Below are 21,351 nucleotides of genomic sequence, written 5' to 3' on the forward strand. Positions count from 1 at the left end.
CTCCTGTAATTATTCGGTAGTCGTCGTCAATGAATCGGGCTGCTCAAATTTCAGCATGTGCCCCAGCTTCATTTGCTTCGTATGCAAGTAGTTCTCGTTGTCCTTATTGGCCTGCATTTGGATCGGCACGCGCTCGACGATTTCCAGCCCGTAGCCCTCCAGGCCTTTGATTTTGCGCGGATTGTTCGTCAGCAGCCGAATTTGGCGGATGCCGAGATCTTTCAATATTTGAGCTCCGATGCCGTAATCGCGAAGATCCGCGGGGAATCCTAGCTTCAGGTTGGCATCGACCGTATCAAGGCCCTCTTCCTGGAGCTTATAGGCTCTCAGCTTGTTAAGGAGCCCGATGCCGCGGCCCTCCTGGCGCATGTACAGCAGCACGCCGCGGCCTTCTTCGTTGATCTGCCGGAGTGCGGCTTCAAACTGCGGACCGCAATCGCAGCGATGGGAATGGAACACGTCCCCTGTCAGGCATTCGGAATGGACGCGGGTGAGCACCGGCTCCCCGGATGCGATGTCCCCTTTGACGAGCGCCAAATGCTCTTTATTGTCCACCGCATTCGTATAGGCGACGACCTGGAACTCGCCGAAGTCCGTCGGCATCCGCACCGAAACCTCGCGGGTAACGAGCTTTTCCTTATTGTTGCGGTATTGGATCAAATCCTTGATGCTGATCAGCTTGAGGCCATGTTTCTTGGCGATCTGCACCAGGTCCGGGAGCCGTGCCATCGTCCCGTCCTCTTTGATAATCTCGCAGATCACCCCGGCCGGGAACGATCCGCTGAGACGGGCGAGATCTACCGCCGCTTCAGTATGACCGGCGCGCCGGAGCACGCCGCCGGTTTTGGCAATCAGCGGAAACATGTGGCCGGGGCGCCGAAAATCGGCTGCGGTCGCTTCCGGATCGGCGAGCGCTTTGGCGGTCAGGGACCGCTCATAGGCGGAGATGCCCGTTGTCGTCTCCTTGTGGTCGATGGAGACAGTAAAAGCCGTGCCGTGATGGTCCGTATTGTTCGATACCATCGGCTTCAGGCCGAGCTCAGCGGCTCTTTCCTCGGTAATCGGCATGCAGACCAGTCCGCGTCCTTCCGTGATCATGAAGTTGATGACTTCAGGCGTTGCCTGATCTGCCAAGGCGATAAAATCGCCTTCGTTCTCGCGGTCCTCGTCGTCTACGACGATGACGACCTTGCCTGCCGACAAGTCGGACACCGCATCTTCAATGCGGTCAAACACAAAATCCTCCTTCATGGGTTCCCCTCCTATTCCTGCATGGGCTTATTGGCCTTTCTGTCCTCTTGCCTGCCTCATGCAAATCCGTGTTGTGCTAGCAGCTCCATGCTGATTCCCGAAGGTTCAGGACGCCCGTTCCCTTCCCCTGTTCGGTAGTGAAGCAAATGGTCCACATATTTCCCGAGAATGTCGCATTCCAGATTCAGCGCATTTCCGGGCTTTTTGTCTGCCAGACTTGTCTCCGCAAGCGTATGCGGGATAATGGAAACGGTGAATGTTGTGGCGCTCGTCTTGACCACCGTCAAGCTGATGCCGTCCAGGGTAATAGATCCTTGCGGGATGATGTAGCGGAGCAGGGCGGTATCTTCCGGCTCCACTTCGATCAACACCGCATTCTGATCCCGGTCCATCGCCCGGATCGTCCCCGTCCCGTCGGCATGTCCCTGCACGATATGTCCGCCGAAGCGGGCACCCACCTGCATGGCGCGCTCCAAATTCACCCGGCTTCCGGCCCCCAGCGATTTCAAGTTGGAGTGGCGGTACGTTTGCGGCATGACGTCCACCGCGAACGTACGGGCTCCAATCTCGACAGCCGTGAGGCAGACGCCATTGACTGAGACGCTGTCCCCGATTTTGAGATCGCCCATAATCCGGGAGGCCTCAATATGCAGGATCATCGCTTCCCCTTTGCTGGAGACACCCCGCATGACGCCGACCTCTTCAACCAAACCGGTAAACATCGCAACCGCTCCTTTCTGTCCTGTAAAGAAGTATTTCATACGATTCATATCGTTAACCGTGTGCAGCCTTAAAAAGTTAAGTATCGTTTTTCCGGATCAGGTCATGCCGGCCAAACCGGCTTTCCGCTGATACAGACGTTATCCCCGAGCACTTCGGTCTCTACGTCTTCTAGCCGGACGGCGTCCGCCATCTTGTCGGCGCCACGCAGCGAGAAGTTGACGGGGGCCGCCGGACCTCCAACGATTTTCGGTGCGAAATAGAGCACGATCCGGTCGATCAGCCGGGCCTCCAGCAAGGCACCGTTCAGCCGGCCGCCGCCTTCCACCAGAATCGAACCGATCTCACGTTTGCCCAGCTCCTGCATCGCCAGGCGAAGATCGACCTGCGGGCCTGATCCGCAGCGGATCGTTTCTACGCCGATCTTCTTAAGGGCTTCCGCCTTATCCGGATCGGCGCGTTCCGTCGTCAAAATGACGGTCGGCGCAGCTCCATCCCGAACCACCTTCGACTCAAGCGGTATCCGCAGCAAGGAATCGACGATGATCCGCACAGGATTCAGACCGATGGCGCCCTGCAGCCGGGTGGTCAGCTGCGGATTGTCCGCGATCACCGTATTTACACCAACCATAATCCCTTGATGTCGGTGGCGGAGCGTATGAACCTGCTCCCTGGCCGCTTCGTTCGTGATCCATTTACTGTCTCCCGATTCAGCCGCGATGCGCCCGTCCAGCGTGCTTGCTGTCTTGACCGTCAAATAAGGAAGCCCGGTTGTAATATACTTGATAAACTTTTCGTTCAAGCGGCGGGACCTGTCACCGAGCAGCCCAACCTCCACCTCAATCCCGCTTCGGCGGAGCAGATCGATTCCTCTGCCCGCCACCTGGGGGTTGGGATCTTCGCAGGCCACGACGACCCGCTTCACCTTCTCGCGTATGAGGCGTTCGCTGCATGGCGGCGTTTTTCCGTAATGGCTGCAGGGCTCCAGCGTTACATAGACCGTACTCCCTTCCGCACGGTCACCCGCCATATTCAGCGCATGTACTTCCGCATGAGCGGTTCCCCGCTGCAAATGCGTGCCAAGCCCAACCATAGCCCCGTCTTTAACGACGACGCAGCCGACAACCGGATTGATCCCGGTCTGACCCTGTGCCCGTTCCGCCATATCGAGCGCAAGCGCCATATAAAATTCATCGTTGATGATGCCGTCCATTCATCTCCCCCCTTGTTCGGAATCGGGACATCCCCTCAAAGCTAAGTCTCGGCTTCGAGCGCTTTGCGGATACTTCGCATGTTGGAATTTCCATGGTAAATCACTTTACCATGCACAGCTTTGGCTCCGCGCTGTTCAAACCGGTATTCTCCAGGGATCCCTAGGTCTTTGTAAAAAAGCAAAAAGCCCCGGGATGGCTTAAACCATCCTCGGGGCTGTGAGAGACAAGTCAGATACACTCCAATAAGGCTGCAGAATCCCAATAATCAGGATCAGCCAAATAAGTCATCGGTAGCGTAAAGTCATCAGTAAACAGAAGCCGTCCCTCCAGGGACAACCTTTTACTATGTGAAAACAACCACGTACACGTGACATCTTATTGGACAGCTGCACTCCGAACTGAAGTGCACGCTTTCTCTCCTTCTCCCATCCAGACTATACTGTCGGTCCCGGATTTGCACCAGGTCCACCGTACGCTAATCGTCAAACGAAGCGTCCGGGTCACGGACTGAGACGGGCGCCAGAACTGATCGGCTGCCGCATCATCACCGCCGGTAGGGAATTTCACCCTGCCCCGAAGGATATAACCAATATCAATATGCAATTGCCAGATGGAATGGCTGCCTAGTGGAAGCCCCATCTATACTAGGAAATGTTAACACTGCCTCAGCAAAAAATCAATACTCCCCCTTTTCCCGGCCCAGAACAAAAAGCCGCTTGTCCCTCTTTGAAACAGGGAAAGCGGCTGATAAATCGTGCGCGACTCGCAGATTAAGCTTCGTATACTTCGACCGTCTTCATCACGTCGCGGCCTTGGAACGCGTCGACGTATTCCATGCCCTTCGTCACTTTGCCGAATACGGTATGCTGTCCGTCGAGATGCGGCTGCGGCTGGTAGCAGATGTAGAACTGGCTTCCGCCGGTGTTGCGGCCGGCATGTGCCATCGCCAGCGATCCGCGCTCGTGTTTGTTCGGGTTGATTTCGCAATTGATTGTGTAGCCAGGGCCGCCGGTACCGGTGCCGTTCGGGCATCCGCCCTGCGCAACGAATCCCGGAATGACGCGGTGGAACACCAGACCGTTGTAAAAACCGGAGTTTGCCAGTTTTTCGAAGTTCGCCACCGTGTTCGGAGCGTCTTTTTCAAACAGATCGAGCAGCACTTCGCCGCCGTTTTCAAGAGTGATTTTTGCTTGCTTGGCCATTATGTCAATGACTCCTTTCATGTCTTTCCTGAGTGTTAACAGACATCTTCTAGTTTACTATGAAATCCCGGGCGAAGCAAAATAATTCCGCATTTCTCCTCGTTCTATAAACGCGCAAAAGGACCCCTCTGCATTCCCCAATACAGAGATGATCCTTTATACTGCGCACCAATTCATTTACCAGAGGCGCTGGCGAACAGCGCCTGCCCCCTTAATGCATCTCCTTACTTAAGCACAGCCTGCTTTGCGATCCGCTCAGGAATGACATCGTGGCCGATGATATCCTGAAGGCTCTCGCGGCGAACGACCAGGTCGCTTTGACCTTGGTTCACGAACACGACCGCCGGTTTGCGGATCCGGTTATAGTTGCTCGCCATCGAATAATTGTAGGCTCCTGTGCACGAAACGGCGAGCAGGTCACCGTTATTGACTTTCGGAAGTTCTGCATCCCAAATCAGCATATCGCCGCTCTCGCAGCATTTGCCGGCTATGGACACGGTTTCTTCCGGCTTGTCGTTGGCACGGTTGGCCAGCATGGCCTCGTACTTCGACTCGTACAGCGCCGGGCGCGGGTTGTCCGTCATGCCGCCATCCACGGCCACGTACTTGCGCACACCCGGAATATCCTTGCTGGTGCCGACGGTGTACAAGGTTGTCCCCGCATCGCCCACGATGCTGCGGCCCGGTTCCACCCAAATTTCCGGCAGCTCGCTTCCCCACTCGGCAAAATGCGTTTTCACCGCGTCGGTAATCGCCTTCACGTACTGGCTGACTTCAAGCGGGGTGTCGCCTTCAACGTAACGGATGCCAAAGCCGCCGCCGAGGTTCACTACTTTGAACTGCACGCCCAGCTGTTCTTTGACACTCTTGGCAAATTCGGCTACACGCTGAACCGCCATCTGAAATCCGTCAACCTCGAAGATCTGCGACCCGATATGGGAATGGACGCCGAGAAGCTCCAGATGCTCCTGAGCGGCAGCTGCTTTGACTGCTTCAAACGCAGAGCCGTTACCGATGTCGAAACCGAATTTCGAGTCGGTTTGGCCGGTTGAAATATATTCATGCGTATGAGCTTCAACCCCTGGTGTGACGCGGAGCAAAATGTTGACCTTCACCTTTTTCTCAGCCGCCACCGATTCCAGCACATGCAGCTCAACAAAATTGTCTACGACGAAGCAGCCGATGCCGGCGTCGATCGCCATTTCCATCTCTTCCACCGTCTTGTTGTTGCCGTGGAAATGGATGCGCTTGGCCGGGAAGCCTGCCTGAAGCGCCGTGAACAATTCGCCGTCGGACACGACGTCTAGAGACATGTCCTCTTCCTCTGCGATCCGGCACATGGCCATGACGCAGAACGCCTTGCTGGCGTAAGCCACCTGGAATTTCAGTCCGGACGCGCGGAACGCATCGACGTATTCGCGGCACCGCGTGCGGACCAGCTCCTCGTCGACGATATAAAGCGGCGTACCATACTGCTTCTTCAGCTCGGTAACGTCACAGCCACCGATTTCCAGGTGACCGTCCGCATTGATTTTACTTGTACCATGTAGAAACATATTATGCATCCCTTCGCTTTCCTTGGAAATGTAAATATTCCATGTGAACTTTTACATCAGTATACCAGACAAGGGAAGAGAATGAATGGATTTTTTTGCACAACATTTGTGTTTTCCTACGACTGTTCGCGGTTGTCCGGGTTCTTCGCCATCCGCGTATTATCCCTCGTTTTGTTGAAAGACGGCCTTTTCTTGCTCTCAAGCACCGGGAAGCGCAGCAGCACTTCAGACAGAGCCTTTGCATTAAACGGTATAAACGGCCATAGATAAGACGAGTTGTAAGACCGGTGCAGCGTCAGCAGCAGGATCAGCAGCGTCGTCCCGACAACGAATCCCTGCACTTTGAAAATGGCCACCGCGACCAGCAGCACAAGCCTCACCATCCGGTTGGCCAATCCCAGCTCATAGCTCGGCGTGGCGAACATGCCGATGGCCGCTACGGCCATGTATAAGACGACCTCATTGACGAACAAGCCTGTTTTCACCGCGATATCCCCGACGAGGATCGCCGCGATGAGGCCCATGGCCGAAGCCAGCGGGGTCGGCGTGTGCACAGCGGCCAATCGTAGGAGATCGACGCCGAACTCGACCAGCAGAAACTGGGCGATAAGCGGAATTTTGCCCGTATCGTGCGGCCCGATGAAATTTAATTCCGGAGGCTTCAGGTGCGGATCGATCACAAGCAGCATCCAGAGCGGAAGCAGAAACATGGAAGCGAAAATGCCCAGAAACCGGACCCATCTGAGGTAGGTTCCCATAAAGGCCGTCTGCCGGTTCTCTTCGGCATGCTGGCACAGGTCGAAAAACGTAGTCGGCATGACCATCACGCTCGGCGAGGTGTCCACGAACACCACTACCCTGCCTTCCATGATATGCGAAGCGACCACGTCCGGTCTCTCCGAATATCTGACCAGCGGATACGGATGCCATCCCTTATTGATAATCGCTTCCTCCAGCTGTTTGTCGCCTTGGGGAAGCCCGTCGATGTCGAGACTTTTGATTTTTTTCCGGATGGAGTCCACTTGAACCTTATCCACAATGTCGTCGATATAGGCGATACAGACGTCCGTCCGCGTCCGCCGCCCGACCTGCACCAGCTCGCTTTTGAATCCGGGGTCGCGGATCCGCCGCCGCACAAGGGCGATGTTGGTAAGCAGTGTTTCGGTGAACCCGTCGCGTGCACCCCGCACCACCCGTTCTATACTTGGTTCTTCGGGACTACGGACCGGATAATTCCGGGTATCTAAAATGATGCACGCCCGTTCTCCCTCGATGAATAGAGCGGACATCCCCATCAGTACTTTATTGACTGCCGCGCTGAGCTTGTCGACAATCTCGACCTGAATATGCGGGATGTAAAATTCAAAAAAGGACTTAAGCGCATCCGAAGTAAGCTGGTCGGCGGACAAATAGGTAAGCCGCTTCAGTATTTCCAGCATGATGTTGTCTTTGGCAAAGCCGTTAATGAAGAACAATCCCGTGTTCTGGCCGGCGAGGGTCATTTCGCGAAACACGATGTCAAAGGATGAACCCAGGCCCACCACTTCCTTGAGCGTGTTTTTGGTCGTCTCCAGGCTTTCCGGAATTTCATCCTTATCCTGCCAATAGATGATGGATTCCTCGACGGTGTCGGACCTTTCCTGGTCGCGTTTTTCCTGCATCCGCTTATCTTCTCCGCCGTCACCCGCTGCCTTATGCTCACCTTCAGCCTGTTCTTCTCCGCCTTCACGCCGGCCCGCCGTCCTCCGGGGCTCCTTCCCCTCCTCCGACGGATGAGAAGCGTCTTCCTTCTTCTCTTTCGATTCGTCCCCGTACTGCATGATCATCGCAATGCCGGCAGGGTCCTCTACGTTGATTTCCTGATCCTTGTCATCTCTCACGAAGCGTTCCTCCTTACTTTCTGTAAACAAACCAGTCAAACAGGGAACCCGCCACTTTTCCCGTGACCATCGCCATCAAAAAACCGAACAGGTAGCGGGTCATCTGCAGCCTTTTAGCCAAAATGGGCAGCACGTTGAGCACTTCGGTGAGCGCGGCGGCCAGCATACCGACGAATATCCCGTTAAACAGCCCGATCAAGAGGCTCGCCAGCGGTCCCAAGGATAGTTTCCAGTTCCAAAAGTCGAACACGGTCCCGACCAGCGACCCCGTTACCATCGCCCCTTCGTACCAGTGAACCCGGTTATAGGATGAAGTCAGCTGAGCCAGCCTTGGAATCATGTCGAGGACGATGAACAGCGCGATAACGCCGCCGCCAACCGCAATTCCCCCGGCAATCCCGAGCAGTATTTGGATGAACCAGCCGACCAGAATCAAGACGAATCCCCCTGACGGCTCGCGGTTTTCATCCGTTTATATTCCTCGGCAACGACGTACTGGTCGATATTTTCCTGGTACAGAAACATTTCCACTTCCAGCGGGGTCGGCTCCTCGTTCCATTTCTTTTTGAATAAATGGTTGAAGAAAACGACCATGCCAAACCCGATGCCGAAGGAATAAGCCGTCTGGAACAAGTAGGGATGCTCATCCCGGCGGCCGGTCACCATTTCCACCGTACGGATTTGCACCTCCTGCATGTTCACGTCCGCATGGAAATTCATGATCGTCAGCGCTGATCCGAAGAAAAGGAGGAGCCAGACGAGGAGGAATAGGATCAGTGACGGTTTCTTCTCCTTTTTTACCACTTCCACCAGGGAGTGCTTGTTCCCCATCGACTCTATGCGGACGCCCGGAATGAGCTCCTGGATCTTCGGTATGATGTGCATCATGTCAATTAACAACAAATTTCCATCCCACTTATGGGGATGAACCAGCTCCAGGCTGCGGAGCGAAGATTCCCACTCGGGGTCGCATAAAATCCGGGCGATGTGGCCGAGGGTCACGACCCTTCCATGGGAAATCGGTACGCGGCTGCGCAGCTGCAGGTAGACCGTAGGCAATCCGTGATCAGACATCCAATCACTCCTTTTGCTGCTGAATTACCGTTAGTATAGGAAAAAGGTCTACTTTCTAGTCCGATTTGCATCGCTGCCCAAAAAAAGGAACCGCCTTCCCATACGGAAGACGGTTCCTTGTTCACTGGGCAATCTGATCGCGGATCAGCTGCAGTATTTTTTTCTCGAGGCGCGAAACCTGTACCTGGGATATCCCGAGCCGGGTGGCTACCTCCGATTGGGTCTGGTCGCGGTAGTACCTTAAATAGACGATCAGCTTTTCCCGCTCCGACAGGCCATCGATTGCTTCGTTCAGCGCCAGTTTATCAAACCAGCGTTCCTGGGATTCGTCGGCGATCTGGTCCATTAGCGTAATGGGATCCCCGTCATTTTCGAACACGGTCTCGTGGATCGAGGTCGGCGGCTTGTTGGCCTCTTGGGCGAACACAACTTCCTCCGGCGTTACCCCAAGCTCCTCGGCCACTTCCTTGACGGTCGGCAGCCGGTTCAGGTGCTTCGACAGCTCGTCCCTTTTCTTGCGTACCTTGTTGGCCATTTCCTTCAGCGACCGGCTGACCTTCAGCGTTCCGTCATCGCGGAGAAAGCGCTGGATCTCGCCGATAATCATCGGAACGGCATAGGTGGAAAACTTGACGTCATAGCTTAAATCGAATTTGTCGACCGATTTCAGCAGGCCGATGCATCCGATCTGGAACAGATCCTCGGGTTCGTACCCCCGGTTCATAAACCTTTGCACGACAGACCAGACGAGGCGGATGTTGCAGTTTACCAGCGTATCGCGGGCCAAGCTGTCCCCGGTCTGGCTGAGTGCGATCAGACGTTTGACTTCGGCATCATCCAAATAAGTCTGCGAACCTTTCTTCACATCAGCATCCATGCGCCCAACCCCTAATTATACAAAGCTTTCTTAGATTCGATCCTCTTCTTCATCTTGATTGATGTTCCGGAACCGGGCTCGCTGGATACCTCGAATTCATCCATAAAGTTCTCCATGATCGTAAAGCCCATGCCCGACCGTTCCAGCTCCGGTTTCGACGTATACAGGGGCTGCTTGGCAAGCTCCAGGTCTTCGATCCCTCTTCCCCGATCCTCCACGGTCAGCGTGACGGTATCTCCCACAATTTCCGCAGTGATCGTGACGATCCCCTCGGGATCGCTGTCGTACCCGTGAATGATGCTGTTGGTCACCGCTTCGGAAACGACCGTCTTCAGGTCGCTCAGCTCATCCATGGTCGGGTCCAGCTGTGAGATGAAGGCGGCCACCGTCACACGAGCGAACGATTCGTTTTCCGACTTGGCTGCGAATTGGAGCGTCATGAAATTGCGTTCCATGGCCTTTTCTTTACTCATGACACGACCTCCAGACCCGAGAGCGCATGACCCTCGTTATCGTAAATGGGCATAATTTTGAACAAGCCGGACATATCGAGCAGCCGGTAGACGGTAGGATTGACGTCGCACACCGCCATTTTGCCGCCCTTGGCCTTGATCAGCTTATACCTTCCGAGGATCACACCCAGGCCTGAGCTGTCCATGAACTGTAAATTTTTCAGGCTGAGCACCAGATGGTCTGTCAGTCCGCGCTGGATCGTCTCATCCATTTTCATGCGGACATGGTCAGCCGTATGGTGATCGAGCTCTCCCGATAAGCGCACAATCAAGATGTTGCGGTGATGCTCCATTTCCACTTGCAGATTCACGTTTGCTCACTCTCCTCCCTGTCATGAACAACGATTTCTACGGAGTAAAACCGGATTCCTGCATCACGACAAAACTAGAAGAAAACCGCTATCAATCTACAAGAAACAATTTTGATGTCGTCCGTTTGAACAGCTTCCACCATCCGGCCTTGCCCACCGCCTCCGGCGACTTCAGCTCAAATTCCTTCAGCACCTTGCCGCCTTCATAGACGACCAGTTTACCGAGAACCTGTCCCTGCTGGACCGGAGCCTTGATCTCCTTCGGAACGACCATTTCGTGGCGGATGTCCGCTGCCTTGGCGTTCTTCTTTGTCAGAACGCTGTAGGTTTGTCCGGCCTTCAAGGTCAGTTCCTTCGAATTGCCCTTGTTCACCTTCACCGTACCCATCACGTCACCCGGATTGAAAATGGTATGCGTGCTGTACTGGGCAAACATATAGTCGAACATTTTGGACACTTCTTCGTTCCGTGTCTTGGTGTTAGGCTCGCCCAGCACTACGGCGATCGCTCTCAGGTTGCCGTTCTTGGCCGTAGCCGAGAGGCAGAACTTCGCCTCGGAGGTATACCCCGTTTTGAGGCCGTCGGCCCCAGTATAGAAGCGGACCAGCTTGTTCGTATTCACGAGCCAGAAGGGCTTTTCGGAATCTTTCCGTAAATAATCCTGATAGGAACCGGTGTATTTCGTAATTTCCGAATGCTTCAACAGTTCACGGCTGATCACCGCGATATCGTGCGCCGAAGAGTAATGGTTCTCGGCAGGAAGCCCGTTACAGTTCACGAAATGGGTATCCTTCAGCCCCAGCTCCTGTGCCTTGTCGTTCATCATTTGGACAAAGGCCTGCTCCGTGCCGGCGATTTTTTCGGCCATCGCCACCGAGGCATCGTTGCCGGATGCCATTGCGATGCCCTTGAGCATTTCGTTGACCGTCATCTCTTCACCCGGCTCAAGGAATATTTGCGAACCGCCCATCGATGCCGCATATTCGCTCGTCCGGACCATATCGGTCATTTTCAGTTTGCCCTCGTCGATGGCCTCCATGGTCAGCAGCATGGTCATAATTTTCGTAATGCTTGCCGGCGGAAGTTTATCATGGCTGTTCTTCTCATAAATAACCGTTCCCGTATCCGCATCCATAAGGATGGCTGACCTAGCATTCGCCGCCAGCTCCACGCCCGGAGCCTGACCGCCTTTTGGCGCTTCTTCGGCATACCCCAGATAAGGCAGCGCCACCGTGGACAGCCCGAAGGACAGCGCGAGCGCCAGTATCGTTTTTTTCAAAATAAGTCCCCTCCTGACCTATTGTATAGATTGAACTAAAGCTTTTTCATTGAACTTCCTGTTATTAAGGCCTGATATGGCCTATAACTTTCATTTCTTTAGTTCATGTCTATATGGTTCAATTGAAATGGTTACTGTCTTTCAGTTTCGTCAGGATCACAGGAAAATATTCCATGCCAGGGGCGGCTTACGCCGAATTATTTTTGATACACGCAAAAACCCCCGCAGGATGTCTCCTGCGGGGGCTGCTTTGAATAAACGTGCCGTGCATATTACATATGAGGGATGACCGCAAGCACCAGGCCGAGGAACTTCTCGCGGACTCTCTCGGTCGTTTCCATAACCTCTTCATGGGACAAAGGCTGGTCCAGAATGCCCGCCGCCATGTTGCTGATGCAGGAAATGCCGAGCACTTCCAGGCCGGCGTGCCGGGCCACGATCGTCTCCGAAACCGTCGACATGCCGACAGCGTCTGCACCGAGCGTACGCAGCATACGGATTTCGGCCGGCGTTTCGTAGGTCGGTCCAAGCAGACCGGCATATACGCCTTCGCGAATCGGGATGTTCTTCGACGCGGCCGTGTCCTTCAAGAGCTGGCGGAGCCGGCGGCTGTACGCCTCGGACATATCGGGGAAGCGGACGCCAAGCGCAGGGTCGTTCGGGCCGATGAGCGGATTCCGGCCGGTCAGGTTCAGATGGTCGGTCAGGACCATCAGGTCTCCCGGCTCGAAAGCCGTGTTGATTCCGCCGGCCGCATTGGTCACCAGCAGGCTCTTCACGCCGAGCTCTTTCATGACCCTTACCGGGAAAGCCGTCACTTCCGGTCCGTAACCCTCATACATGTGGAAGCGTCCCTTCATTAAGACGACACTTCGTCCTTCAATCGTACCGAGCAGAAGCTCTCCCGCATGGCCTTCCACCGTCGACACCGGAAAATGAGGGATATCCTCGTAGGCAATGGATATGCCGTCCTGGATCAGGTCAGCCAGTATTCCGAGACCGGAACCGAGTATGAGGCCCACTTCCGGTTGAACGCCTCCCTTGCTCTGGATAAAGGCGGCTGCCTCTTGAATTTGCTTCAGCTGTGTCGTTGACATGCGTATAATCTCTCCTAATCGGTATTGGAATGATCCCGTCCACGGGGATGGTGCTCTTCATAAACGTCCTTCATCGTTCTTTTCGTACTTGTGGTGTACATCTGAGTCGTCGCCATATCGGCATGCCCCAGCATCTCCTGTACGGAGCGCAGATCGGCTCCGTTCTCCAGCAGGTGTGCGGCAAATGAATGCCTGAGCGTATGCGGCGTAATCTCGCCTTCAATCTCCGCATCGGCGGCGTATTTTTTCAACACCTTCCAGAATCCTTGGCGCGTCAGGCGGCTGCCGGTCAGGTTCAGAAACAGGGCTCTGTCATCCGAGGAGGTTTCCCGTACGAGCGGCTCCCGCATTCCGGTTATATACTCCTTGACCGCCCCGGCCGAAATCCCATTGATCGGAAGCACCCGTTCCTTGCCTGCGCTGCTTGTGCAGCGGAGGAAATGCATGTCCAAATTGACATCGTCCACGTTCAGGGAGATGAGCTCCGATACTTTCAAACCGGTACCGTAGAGCAGTTCCAGCATAGCTTTGTCCCGAAGCCCCTGCGGTGCGGAAACATCGGGGGCTTCCAGCAGCCGGTTCACTTCCCCGATGGACAAAACTCTTGGAGGCTTCTTCTCCAACCGGGGAGCGTCGAGTCCAAGACTCGGATCCTGCCGGATGACGGATTCCCGGATCAAATAATGAATAAAAGACCGTACGGAAACCAGCTTGCGGGCGAGCGTCGCCGGGGCCATGCGCTCCTGCTTCTTCAGGTTCAAATACATTTGGATATGCGTCCGTTTGACCTGATCCGCCGAGTTCAGCCCCCGTTCCTCTACAAATTCCACAAACTGACGGACATCACGGGTGTACGATTCAAGTGTGTTACTGGACAGCCCTTTCTCCTCACGGATGTACCGAATGAAGGGCTGTACATACTGCATCATGTTGTGAAACAGCTCCTTCGGGTTCATTTTGGATTGACGTATCTTCGTCCTGTTCTACTTCGACAGCAGGGCGGACGTCCCCTGCCGGAGGCATTATTCACCGTACCAAAAATAAAAACGGAGCCTGTCCCCCATCCGCTCACCGTACTGCTTCCCGTCACCGGACTGGAACGCCTTGACGGCATGCCCCTCCGGAATGCGGTAATGGTCCACCGGCGTGATCCATGCGGTGAATAGGGTTAGCACATGGTAAAACATATAGGCCAAAGAAACGAACACGATCAGAAACTTTAGCACGGACAGCCATTTTCGCAGCGGAATGATCATCCCGGAAGCACCTCACATTCTTGAAGGAGACGCCTCTCCTTCCCGTTCATCCTTGCTATATCCAGCATATGAACGTTTGTCCTTATGTATGCCCCAGGACGCCCCGACCAAAAAAGCCCCCTTCCGGCAGCATGCCGGGCAGAGAGCTTTGATCGTCAAGATCATATTATAAAATCGTTGTATGATTACTTGTCATCGCTGCCGCCGTTGTCTTCCTTCGCCTTACAGCGGTAGCATACCCCGTGGAAATCAAGACGGTGGTCCGAGACGGTGAAATTGAATTCCCGTTCAACCCGCTCTTCCAGCGGTCCAAGCCAGTCCTCGCGGATCTCATCCATGCTCCCGCATTTCACGCAGATCATATGATGATGGTGATGCTTGGCCGTATCGGTGCGTAGATCGTATCTGGCTACACCGTCGCCAAAGTTGATCTTCTCGACGACATGCAGCTCACTCAGCAGCTCCAAGGTACGGTACACGGTTGCCAGACCGATTTCCGGAGCCTTTTCTTTCACAAGCATAAATACGTCTTCCGCACTCAGATGGTCTTCTTCATTCTCCAATAGTACTCTGAGGGTAGCTTCCCGCTGGGGTGTCAGCTTATAGCCCTGGGATTGTAATTGTTGTTTGATTTTATCGATCCGTGCTTCCATTGTCTCCCTCCCCACAGGAAAATCTCTGCACCTATCTATAACCGCTTCTCTCATTATATGGGGAGTTGCCAAACAAAGTCAAACGCTTTTGCCTCACATGCCGGTGATGGCTGGAGAGTGGATCAGCATGGGCGTCACCCATCTCATCATCGTGGGAGTCACCCAGGTTTCAAACGAGGAGATGCCGAGCATGATCAGGCCCATGACGAGCGTCATCCCGACATACGATGCAAATGGGCGGGTAATGTTGCCCGGGCGCTGGAGCATCACCCGGTTTTTAATAATATGAAGCGAAAAGGCGATCGCCGATACGCTGCAAACGATCAGCACCGGAATGATAAGCAGGTTCGGCGGAGCCACCGACACCAGCGCGAACAGCAGACCGTGCCACGAAAACTGGCCAACCAGGTAGCCAACCGTAAAGCCGACCAGAACGCCTTTCAAAAAATCGAGGATCAGGATGCCCGGCAGGCCGATGACCGACAGGCCGAGAATCCAAATCAACCCAACCCATTTCAAATGCAGCCCGGCGATGTCCCAGTAGGAGTGCGCAGGCTGTCCGGCCTCCGCTCCCTGATTAACGGTTACGAAAAAATTGCCCAAATACCGTCCCAAGTCCTGCTGCTGTTCAAGGGAAAGAGCATTGACCATGAGCGCGCCGAAGATAACTCCAACCAGAAACAGTACGGCGACAAAAATATACAGGATGTTTTGTTCTTTCAGGGCATGGCGGAAAGCTCGCATGCAGTTTCTCCCCTTTCCATTCGCATACCCTTACTGTATGAAAGCAAGTCCCAAACTATGTCTTGGACACGGAAGCCCCTTCCACTTTCCCGTAAGTTCCCCCTCCGCCCGAGGTCAGCTTCAAGGTGCCGTTTCTGGCCATGACGATCATCCGCGCCAAATCGGTGCCCACGACCTCGGCAATTTCTGCTTCAGCCGCATGGTGGAGAATCGACATTTCTGTACCGAACCGCTCCAGCAGCTGCTTCATTTTGGCCTTGCCGAGACCCGGAATGAACTCAAGCGGGACCTGGTAATGATATGCCGGCCGGAAGGCAGGCATGTACGGCTCCTTGCGGTCGGCGATATCGAGGATCCGGTCGAGCACCCCCTGTACCCGCTTGGTGCTGCCGCAGAACGGGCAGCCTGCGCCCCCATGTTCGATGTCCAACACGCGGCTGCAGCCATGGCAATAGGTACGGTGGTACTTGCCCAGGCGCGGATTGAGGCCGTAGTTCCCTGTCACGCACCTGCCGTCCGCCATCTCCAGCGCCTTGCGGAATTCGGCAAAGTTAGGCTCCGCCAAACGGATCCGGTTGTATTCGCGGGCGATTTTACCCAGGGAATGGGCATCGGAGTTGGTTACAAATGTATACGGATCGAGCTCCGATATCAGTCCGGCCATTTCCGAATCGGAGCTCAGCCCAAGCTCGATTCCGCTCACAAGTCCCGGGTCGAGCACTTGCTCCATTCGCGGCGTCATGCTGCCGTACAGGCCTTTATGCGGAGTGAACACGTGGGCGGGAATCATGATGCCTCCCATGTCGTATACCTTGGCCTGCAGCTCCCGACCGGAAACGTAAATGCGCTGTGAGCTGAGGTTTACGTTTTTCATATGGCCCGACATCCAGGCCGTAAAGGCCTGCATCGTCGGCAGGTCCGCAAAATAAACGAGCAAATGCGCAGCGCCCTTACCCTGTTCATAGATTTCAATTTCGGAGCCCAGAAGAATCGTGGTTCCCCGGTAGGCGATCCCGCCGCCCTTCACTTCATTCATTTCACCGGATTCCAGGCAGTCAATAATGTCCTTCTGGACGACCGGCGAGTGGCAGTCGATAATGCCCACCAGCTCGATCCCTTTGCGCTCCGACGCTTCCTTGGCGATGTTCGCGAATGTCAGATTGGAGCTGCCGCTGATTTTGACCGCATGCCCGTCGTTCGTCCTGCCGATATGGATGTGCAGATCTGCAAAGTATTCGCTTAAAATATCCGACTCATATGCAAGCTCTTGGTGACTGACACGTTCCGGACGGCTCATACGCGGAATTCACCCGTCAGCTTGTTCAACTTCCAGGCGTACACCGCCATAAGTGTCTTGGCGTCGCTGATCCGGCCTTGCGAAATCGCCTCAAGCGCCTCTTCCATCGTCAATTCCAGCAGCTCCACGAACTCGTCTTCGTCCGGCGCCGCATCGCCCTCTTGAAGATCATGAGCCACGTAGAGGTGGATCACCTCATCGGCAAACCCGGGAGAAGTATAAAAGGAGTGAAGCAGCTCCAGGCGGCCGCATGTATACCCCGTTTCCTCCACAAGCTCGCGCTTGGCCGCTTCCATCGGGTCCTCCCCTGGCTCGAGCTTCCCTGCCGGGATTTCAAGCTCGCACCGTCCCATGGGCTGGCGATACTGGTCGACCAGAATGATCCGGTCCTCCTTGATGGCCAGAACAGCTACCGCACCGGGGTGGCGGATGATTTCCCGTGTAGCCGTCTTGCCGTCGGGAAGCCGGACCTTGTCAATCTGCAAAGATACGACCTTTCCCTGAAAAATAGATTCGGTGGACAGGGTCTCTTCCTCGAGAGGTTTGGACGGTTTCTTCATATGTGGCAAAGACTCTTTCATTCTATGATCCTCCTTATAGTACGTGCTCAACAACCTCTTATATTTAAAACCTAGCATTTTTGGCCATGCTGACACATATGGTCTTATTATAACAAACTTCACCCCAAGGAAAGAGGGATCCCTTCATGAAAAGTTACCGTACAGCGAACTCGGTCCATATGGTAGGACGAGCCTGGCAGATTAAAATCATGCTCCGCCAATTGCAGAAGGAATGGAACCCTGACACGCCGCTGCAGCATATTTTGCAATCGCTCGCGTCCTCCCGGCGGGATCATTAAGGGACGGATGAATCTTTGTCCTTTAATATCTCCCGAAATCTCCAGGTTTTTCGGATATGATCTGAAAACGATAAGCGATTTAATTTTTTAAACATTTTTTTAGCATTCCGACCAACTATTCACTCACCAGGTTGTTCTATATATTGGAGGGTACAATTATGACCAAAGATGAATTGATGACGCTGCTGCAAGCCTACCCGAATTCCCCGTCCCTGCATTTTAAGCTGGGATTATGGTATAAATCGCGCGGACACAACAGTGAGGCGATGACGCACATTCGGACGGCTCTGACGCATGCACATGATGACTCCAGAAGTTTGCCCCATGCTGAAAGCTTTGACGAAGCGCAGGGATGGCTCGAGTACGGAAGGCTCTTATATGCATGCAGCCGTACCGAAGATGCCGAAGAAGCTTTCCGCCGGGCGATCAATCTCGGACAGCATCATCGGAAAACGCTCGCGGAATGGGGAGCACTGCTCTACGACGCAGGAAAAACAGATGCGGAAATATGCCGACGTCTTCTGGAAATGGTCCCGCTCTCAGACACGACCGAACTGCAGGTCGGCCAAACGCTGGCGGATTTGGGCGCTTACGAGGAAGCCTTTGGCATCCTAAGCCGTTATACGAATGACGTACGGTTCAATGAATCTCTTCAACTCGTTTATATTTTGTGCCTTATTCACACCCATCAATTCAAGGAAGCGCAAGCGCGGCTGACGCAGCGCACGATGGATCCGGACAAGGTCGTGGTCAAATCAGCTTCCCATTCTGTTACCGCATCCCATGCGGCGTATTTGTGCTGCCGTGCGCTTCAGGAGGGCCGGGGATTGCCTGAATTGTCCAGGTTTAACCGGCTGGAAACAGCCAAGTCCGCGATCGTGCTCGGCATAGTGGACATTGGGATGTCCCTTCAGCCCGAACCCTCGTTCCATGAATCCAGCGAATTGATTTATACCCTTTACCGGGAGGGCTATGTGGGACAGGCTAAAACGCTCCTGAACAAACTGGAGGGAATTCCGACGCACGACAGAAGCCAGAGCTCGCTCGATCTTTGCTTTATCGCTGCTGAAATGCTGTACGATCAAGGTGACTTCGCCAAAGCAGCGCAGCTGTTCGAGTCGATTTATGCAACGGATCCGTCCCACTCCTTGGCACGGTTTGCGGCAGCCTCCTGCTTCCTGGAGGAGACCCGTACCTCTTTGGATCACAGACAGGAACGTCAAGTGATCGGAAGTGATCTGTATTTTCAAATTGACGAATATTTGACGAATATCACCCTGGCCCTGCAAATTATCCAATCCACCAGCTGGCATACGGTATGGACCCCGGCACAGCGCAGAAATCATCCTGCCGCGGATCGCCGGCGTTATGTTCACTAACTTGTGAGCCTACCCGTTGTTGTTGGCCCGTAAAGAAGGATGAACCCAGCAAAAAAGCTGTTCCAGCGCGGTTTGCCGCATGCATGGAACAGCCTGTTTGTGCAGGTTTATTCTGCTGTATCGGGTTAAAGCTCTATTTGACGGTTTCCTGAATGATGCTGAGCACCATTTCAGCCGCTTTGACCATATCCTCCGCGCGGATCCGTTCCTTCGTCGTATGTATGTCCTCATAGCCGATGGCCAGATTCACCGTAGGAACTCCAAGCCCGTTGAAAATGTTGGCATCGCTGCCGCCGCCCGAACGGAACACTCTTCCGCTCAGTCCAAGGCACTCAATGGCACGTTTGGCCAGGCTCACCACAGGATCGTTTTCGTTGAAATTAAAAGCGGGATACACGATTTCGCTCCGGAACTCACACTGGGCGCCGAACTCGCGGACGGTCGTTTCGAGCGCTTCCCGCATGTGGGCGATCTGCTGATCGACCTTTTCCTGAACGATGCTGCGCGCTTCCGCATCGAGCTGGACAAAATCGCACACGACATTGGTCGCTCCACCGCCGGAAAATTTACCGATGTTGGCTGTCGTCTCCTGGTCGAGACGGCCCAGCTTCATTCGCGATACCGCTTTGGAGGCGACCTGAATGGCGCTGATTCCGTCTTCCGGATTCACGCCGGCATGCGCCGATTTGCCAAAAATCTTCATTTGGATTTTAGCCTGGGTTGGTGCCGCAACGGCAATCGATCCGACCTCTCCATTGGAATCGAGAGCAAATCCAAGCTCGGCATCCAAATGCTGCGGATCCATCGAACGTGCTCCCAGCAGTCCGGACTCCTCACCTACGGTAATTACGAATTGGATCTGTCCATGGGGAAGCTGCTGCTCCTGGATAACGCGGATCGTCTCAAGCAGCACCGCCAGGCCCGCTTTATCGTCCGACCCCAGAATCGTCGTCCCGTCACTGCGGATCCAACCGTCTTCTCCCAGGATTGGCCTGATTCCTTTACCTGGGGCTACGGTATCCATATGGCAGGTGAACAATAGCTTCGGGGCTTCCGCGCCGCCTTCCCCCTTCCAGGTCACGATCAGGTTGCCGGCGCCATGTCCGGTTTTAGCCTGGGAGTCGTCTTCAACAACTTCCAATCCAAGCTGCGTAAATTTCTGCTTGAGCAGCGCGGCGATCTCCGCTTCATGGCCTGTTTCGCTGTCCACCTGAACCAATTCCATAAACTCCTGTATCAAACGGTCTTGTTTAATCAATGGACTTTCCTCTCCTTCGGCGTTAAGTTACAATAGTACATAGGTTGTCCCGGCTCGACATCGAGCCTTCATTAAAGATGAATAAAGGAGCTATTTATGCAACGAAAAAAATGGTTTCGCGTTTTTGTATACCTCATGCTCATTGCCATGGTCGGATCCGTCGTGTTTGGGCTCGTCGAGTCCTTAATGGCCCGCTGATTTCAGCGGGCTTTCCTCTGCCCGTTGGGCTGAAACGGCCTCAAATCCGAATACCTCGGAAAAGAACGGAACAATCTCCTCCGCCACCTGCTCGACCGCGATCGGCTTTCCAATGCAGTCCTCAAGCGACGTGACGCCATACTCCTGAATTCCGCACGGTATAATTCCCTGAAAGCCTTCGTTTTGAATGCCGGACGTTATGTTGAAGGCAAACCCGTGGCTGGTCACGAACCCTCTTTGGTGTTTGCACTTGTTGAATTTGACCCCGATCGCGCAAATTTTCAGATCGCCTACCCAGACCCCCGTATATTCGGGCTTGCGGCCTGCCTCGATCCCGTAATGCGCAAGGTAATTGATGATGACCTGCTCCAGATTGCGCAAATAGCCGTGCAGATCCAGTCCTTCCTTGCCCGCCAGCAGCAGCAGCGGATACCCGACCAGCTGCCCCGGACCGTGGTAAGTGATGTCGCCGCCGCGGTCGATTTCAAACAGCCCGATGCCCTGCTGCTCCAGCTGTTCCTTGCTGAGCAAGAGATGCTCCGGGTGCCGCTGCGATCCGATCGTATACGTCGGTGGATGCTGCAAGAGCAGCAGGGTTTCCTGCTGCTCTCCAAGGTCTATGCGGCTGACGATGCTTTTCTGCAAATCCCAGGCCGCACCATAATCCATCATCGGCGTATAGGATACTTCAAGTTTGGTTGTCATGACTGCTTCACGCCCTTTCAGATGATGAC

At 54.4% G+C, this 21,351-nt stretch carries 24 protein-coding genes and 1 riboswitch; of the genes, 3 read left to right on the plus strand and 21 right to left on the minus strand.

Going from position 1 to position 21,351, the window contains the following annotated elements; all coding sequences use genetic code 11:
• Positions 1-9: 9 nt before the first annotated feature.
• The 19 genes from MKY74_RS25990 to MKY74_RS26080 form a co-directional block, all read right to left on the minus strand.
• The gene (locus MKY74_RS25990; protein ID WP_076170055.1) at positions 10-1,251 is read right to left on the minus strand and encodes a bifunctional 3,4-dihydroxy-2-butanone-4-phosphate synthase/GTP cyclohydrolase II; all 1,242 of its coding nucleotides are present in this window, start codon (positions 1,249-1,251) and stop codon (positions 10-12) included.
• Between the two features lie 56 nt (positions 1,252-1,307).
• Positions 1,308-1,973: a riboflavin synthase gene (locus MKY74_RS25995; protein ID WP_076170054.1), complete on the minus strand. Its 666-nt coding sequence runs from the start codon at positions 1,971-1,973 to the stop codon at positions 1,308-1,310.
• Between the two features lie 101 nt (positions 1,974-2,074).
• Entirely contained in the window at positions 2,075-3,184 is a 1,110-nt protein-coding gene (gene ribD, locus MKY74_RS26000; RefSeq protein WP_076170053.1) for a bifunctional diaminohydroxyphosphoribosylaminopyrimidine deaminase/5-amino-6-(5-phosphoribosylamino)uracil reductase RibD, read from the minus strand.
• 414 nt (positions 3,185-3,598) lie between these two features.
• A riboswitch (FMN riboswitch) is annotated at positions 3,599-3,770 on the minus strand.
• Between the two features lie 185 nt (positions 3,771-3,955).
• Entirely contained in the window at positions 3,956-4,387 is a 432-nt protein-coding gene (locus MKY74_RS26005; RefSeq protein ID WP_076170052.1) for a peptidylprolyl isomerase, read from the minus strand.
• A 224-nt stretch (positions 4,388-4,611) separates the two neighbouring features.
• On the minus strand, positions 4,612-5,943 hold the full coding sequence (lysA, locus tag MKY74_RS26010; RefSeq protein ID WP_076170182.1) for a diaminopimelate decarboxylase: 1,332 nt from the start codon (positions 5,941-5,943) through the stop codon (positions 4,612-4,614).
• Between the two features lie 116 nt (positions 5,944-6,059).
• The gene (locus MKY74_RS26015) at positions 6,060-7,763 is read right to left on the minus strand and encodes a spore germination protein (RefSeq protein WP_084203885.1); all 1,704 of its coding nucleotides are present in this window, start codon (positions 7,761-7,763) and stop codon (positions 6,060-6,062) included.
• A 73-nt stretch (positions 7,764-7,836) separates the two neighbouring features.
• The gene (locus MKY74_RS26020; protein ID WP_076170051.1) at positions 7,837-8,259 is read right to left on the minus strand and encodes a stage V sporulation protein AB; all 423 of its coding nucleotides are present in this window, start codon (positions 8,257-8,259) and stop codon (positions 7,837-7,839) included.
• Complete coding sequence (locus MKY74_RS26025; RefSeq protein WP_076170050.1) at positions 8,256-8,897, minus strand: stage V sporulation protein AA; 642 nt, start codon at positions 8,895-8,897, stop codon at positions 8,256-8,258. Before MKY74_RS26025 ends, MKY74_RS26020 begins: the two co-directional genes overlap by 4 nt.
• A 121-nt stretch (positions 8,898-9,018) precedes the next feature.
• A complete protein-coding gene (gene sigF, locus MKY74_RS26030; protein WP_076170049.1) occupies positions 9,019-9,774 on the minus strand; it encodes an RNA polymerase sporulation sigma factor SigF in 756 nt (251 codons plus the stop codon).
• A gap of 11 nt (positions 9,775-9,785) precedes the next feature.
• Positions 9,786-10,247 carry an anti-sigma F factor gene (gene spoIIAB / locus MKY74_RS26035; RefSeq protein ID WP_076170048.1) on the minus strand — a complete coding sequence of 154 codons (462 nt, stop codon included), beginning with the start codon at positions 10,245-10,247 and terminating at the stop codon, positions 9,786-9,788.
• Positions 10,244-10,597 carry an anti-sigma F factor antagonist gene (spoIIAA, locus tag MKY74_RS26040; RefSeq protein WP_076170047.1) on the minus strand — a complete coding sequence of 118 codons (354 nt, stop codon included), beginning with the start codon at positions 10,595-10,597 and terminating at the stop codon, positions 10,244-10,246. Before spoIIAA ends, spoIIAB begins: the two co-directional genes overlap by 4 nt.
• A 91-nt stretch (positions 10,598-10,688) precedes the next feature.
• On the minus strand, positions 10,689-11,876 hold the full coding sequence (locus MKY74_RS26045; RefSeq protein WP_076170046.1) for a D-alanyl-D-alanine carboxypeptidase family protein: 1,188 nt from the start codon (positions 11,874-11,876) through the stop codon (positions 10,689-10,691).
• A gap of 272 nt (positions 11,877-12,148) precedes the next feature.
• The gene (locus MKY74_RS26050; protein ID WP_076170045.1) at positions 12,149-12,973 is read right to left on the minus strand and encodes a purine-nucleoside phosphorylase; all 825 of its coding nucleotides are present in this window, start codon (positions 12,971-12,973) and stop codon (positions 12,149-12,151) included.
• A gap of 14 nt (positions 12,974-12,987) precedes the next feature.
• The gene (gene xerD, locus MKY74_RS26055) at positions 12,988-13,902 is read right to left on the minus strand and encodes a site-specific tyrosine recombinase XerD (RefSeq protein WP_076170181.1); all 915 of its coding nucleotides are present in this window, start codon (positions 13,900-13,902) and stop codon (positions 12,988-12,990) included.
• 93 nt (positions 13,903-13,995) lie between these two features.
• On the minus strand, positions 13,996-14,229 hold the full coding sequence (locus MKY74_RS26060; protein ID WP_076170044.1) for a DUF4227 family protein: 234 nt from the start codon (positions 14,227-14,229) through the stop codon (positions 13,996-13,998).
• A gap of 185 nt (positions 14,230-14,414) precedes the next feature.
• A complete protein-coding gene (gene fur, locus MKY74_RS26065) occupies positions 14,415-14,882 on the minus strand; it encodes a ferric iron uptake transcriptional regulator (protein WP_076170043.1) in 468 nt (155 codons plus the stop codon).
• A 93-nt stretch (positions 14,883-14,975) separates the two neighbouring features.
• Positions 14,976-15,626 (minus strand): stage II sporulation protein M, encoded by a 651-nt coding sequence (gene spoIIM / locus MKY74_RS26070; RefSeq protein WP_076170042.1) that lies wholly within the window; start codon positions 15,624-15,626, stop codon positions 14,976-14,978.
• A gap of 55 nt (positions 15,627-15,681) precedes the next feature.
• Positions 15,682-16,923 carry an endonuclease Q family protein gene (locus tag MKY74_RS26075; protein WP_208629294.1) on the minus strand — a complete coding sequence of 414 codons (1,242 nt, stop codon included), beginning with the start codon at positions 16,921-16,923 and terminating at the stop codon, positions 15,682-15,684.
• The gene (locus tag MKY74_RS26080; protein WP_076170041.1) at positions 16,920-17,504 is read right to left on the minus strand and encodes an NUDIX domain-containing protein; all 585 of its coding nucleotides are present in this window, start codon (positions 17,502-17,504) and stop codon (positions 16,920-16,922) included. The genes MKY74_RS26075 and MKY74_RS26080 overlap by 4 nt, the downstream gene beginning before the upstream one ends.
• A gap of 125 nt (positions 17,505-17,629) precedes the next feature.
• Between MKY74_RS26080 and mciZ the strand changes: the two genes are divergently transcribed.
• Together mciZ and MKY74_RS26090 are read left to right on the plus strand one after the other, a co-directional pair.
• Positions 17,630-17,782 (plus strand): Z-ring formation inhibitor MciZ, encoded by a 153-nt coding sequence (mciZ, locus tag MKY74_RS26085; protein WP_076170040.1) that lies wholly within the window; start codon positions 17,630-17,632, stop codon positions 17,780-17,782.
• Between the two features lie 158 nt (positions 17,783-17,940).
• Positions 17,941-19,161: a tetratricopeptide repeat protein gene (locus MKY74_RS26090; RefSeq protein WP_076170039.1), complete on the plus strand. Its 1,221-nt coding sequence runs from the start codon at positions 17,941-17,943 to the stop codon at positions 19,159-19,161.
• Positions 19,162-19,294: 133 nt separating this feature from the next.
• Here the strand turns inward: MKY74_RS26090 and MKY74_RS26095 are convergent, their stop codons facing one another.
• Positions 19,295-20,419: a tripeptidase T gene (locus tag MKY74_RS26095; protein WP_076170038.1), complete on the minus strand. Its 1,125-nt coding sequence runs from the start codon at positions 20,417-20,419 to the stop codon at positions 19,295-19,297.
• 96 nt (positions 20,420-20,515) lie between these two features.
• Between MKY74_RS26095 and prli42 the strand changes: the two genes are divergently transcribed.
• Positions 20,516-20,617 carry a stressosome-associated protein Prli42 gene (gene prli42 / locus MKY74_RS26100; RefSeq protein ID WP_076170037.1) on the plus strand — a complete coding sequence of 34 codons (102 nt, stop codon included), beginning with the start codon at positions 20,516-20,518 and terminating at the stop codon, positions 20,615-20,617.
• On the opposite strand, the gene lipB is transcribed toward prli42, so the two are convergent.
• Entirely contained in the window at positions 20,603-21,322 is a 720-nt protein-coding gene (gene lipB, locus MKY74_RS26105; protein WP_076170179.1) for a lipoyl(octanoyl) transferase LipB, read from the minus strand. The genes prli42 and lipB overlap by 15 nt on opposite strands.
• Between the last annotated feature and the right edge of the window lie 29 nt (positions 21,323-21,351).

Source organism: Paenibacillus sp. FSL R5-0378, assembly GCF_038009285.1.
Lineage (GTDB): Bacteria > Bacillota > Bacilli > Paenibacillales > Paenibacillaceae > Paenibacillus_AQ > Paenibacillus_AQ favisporus.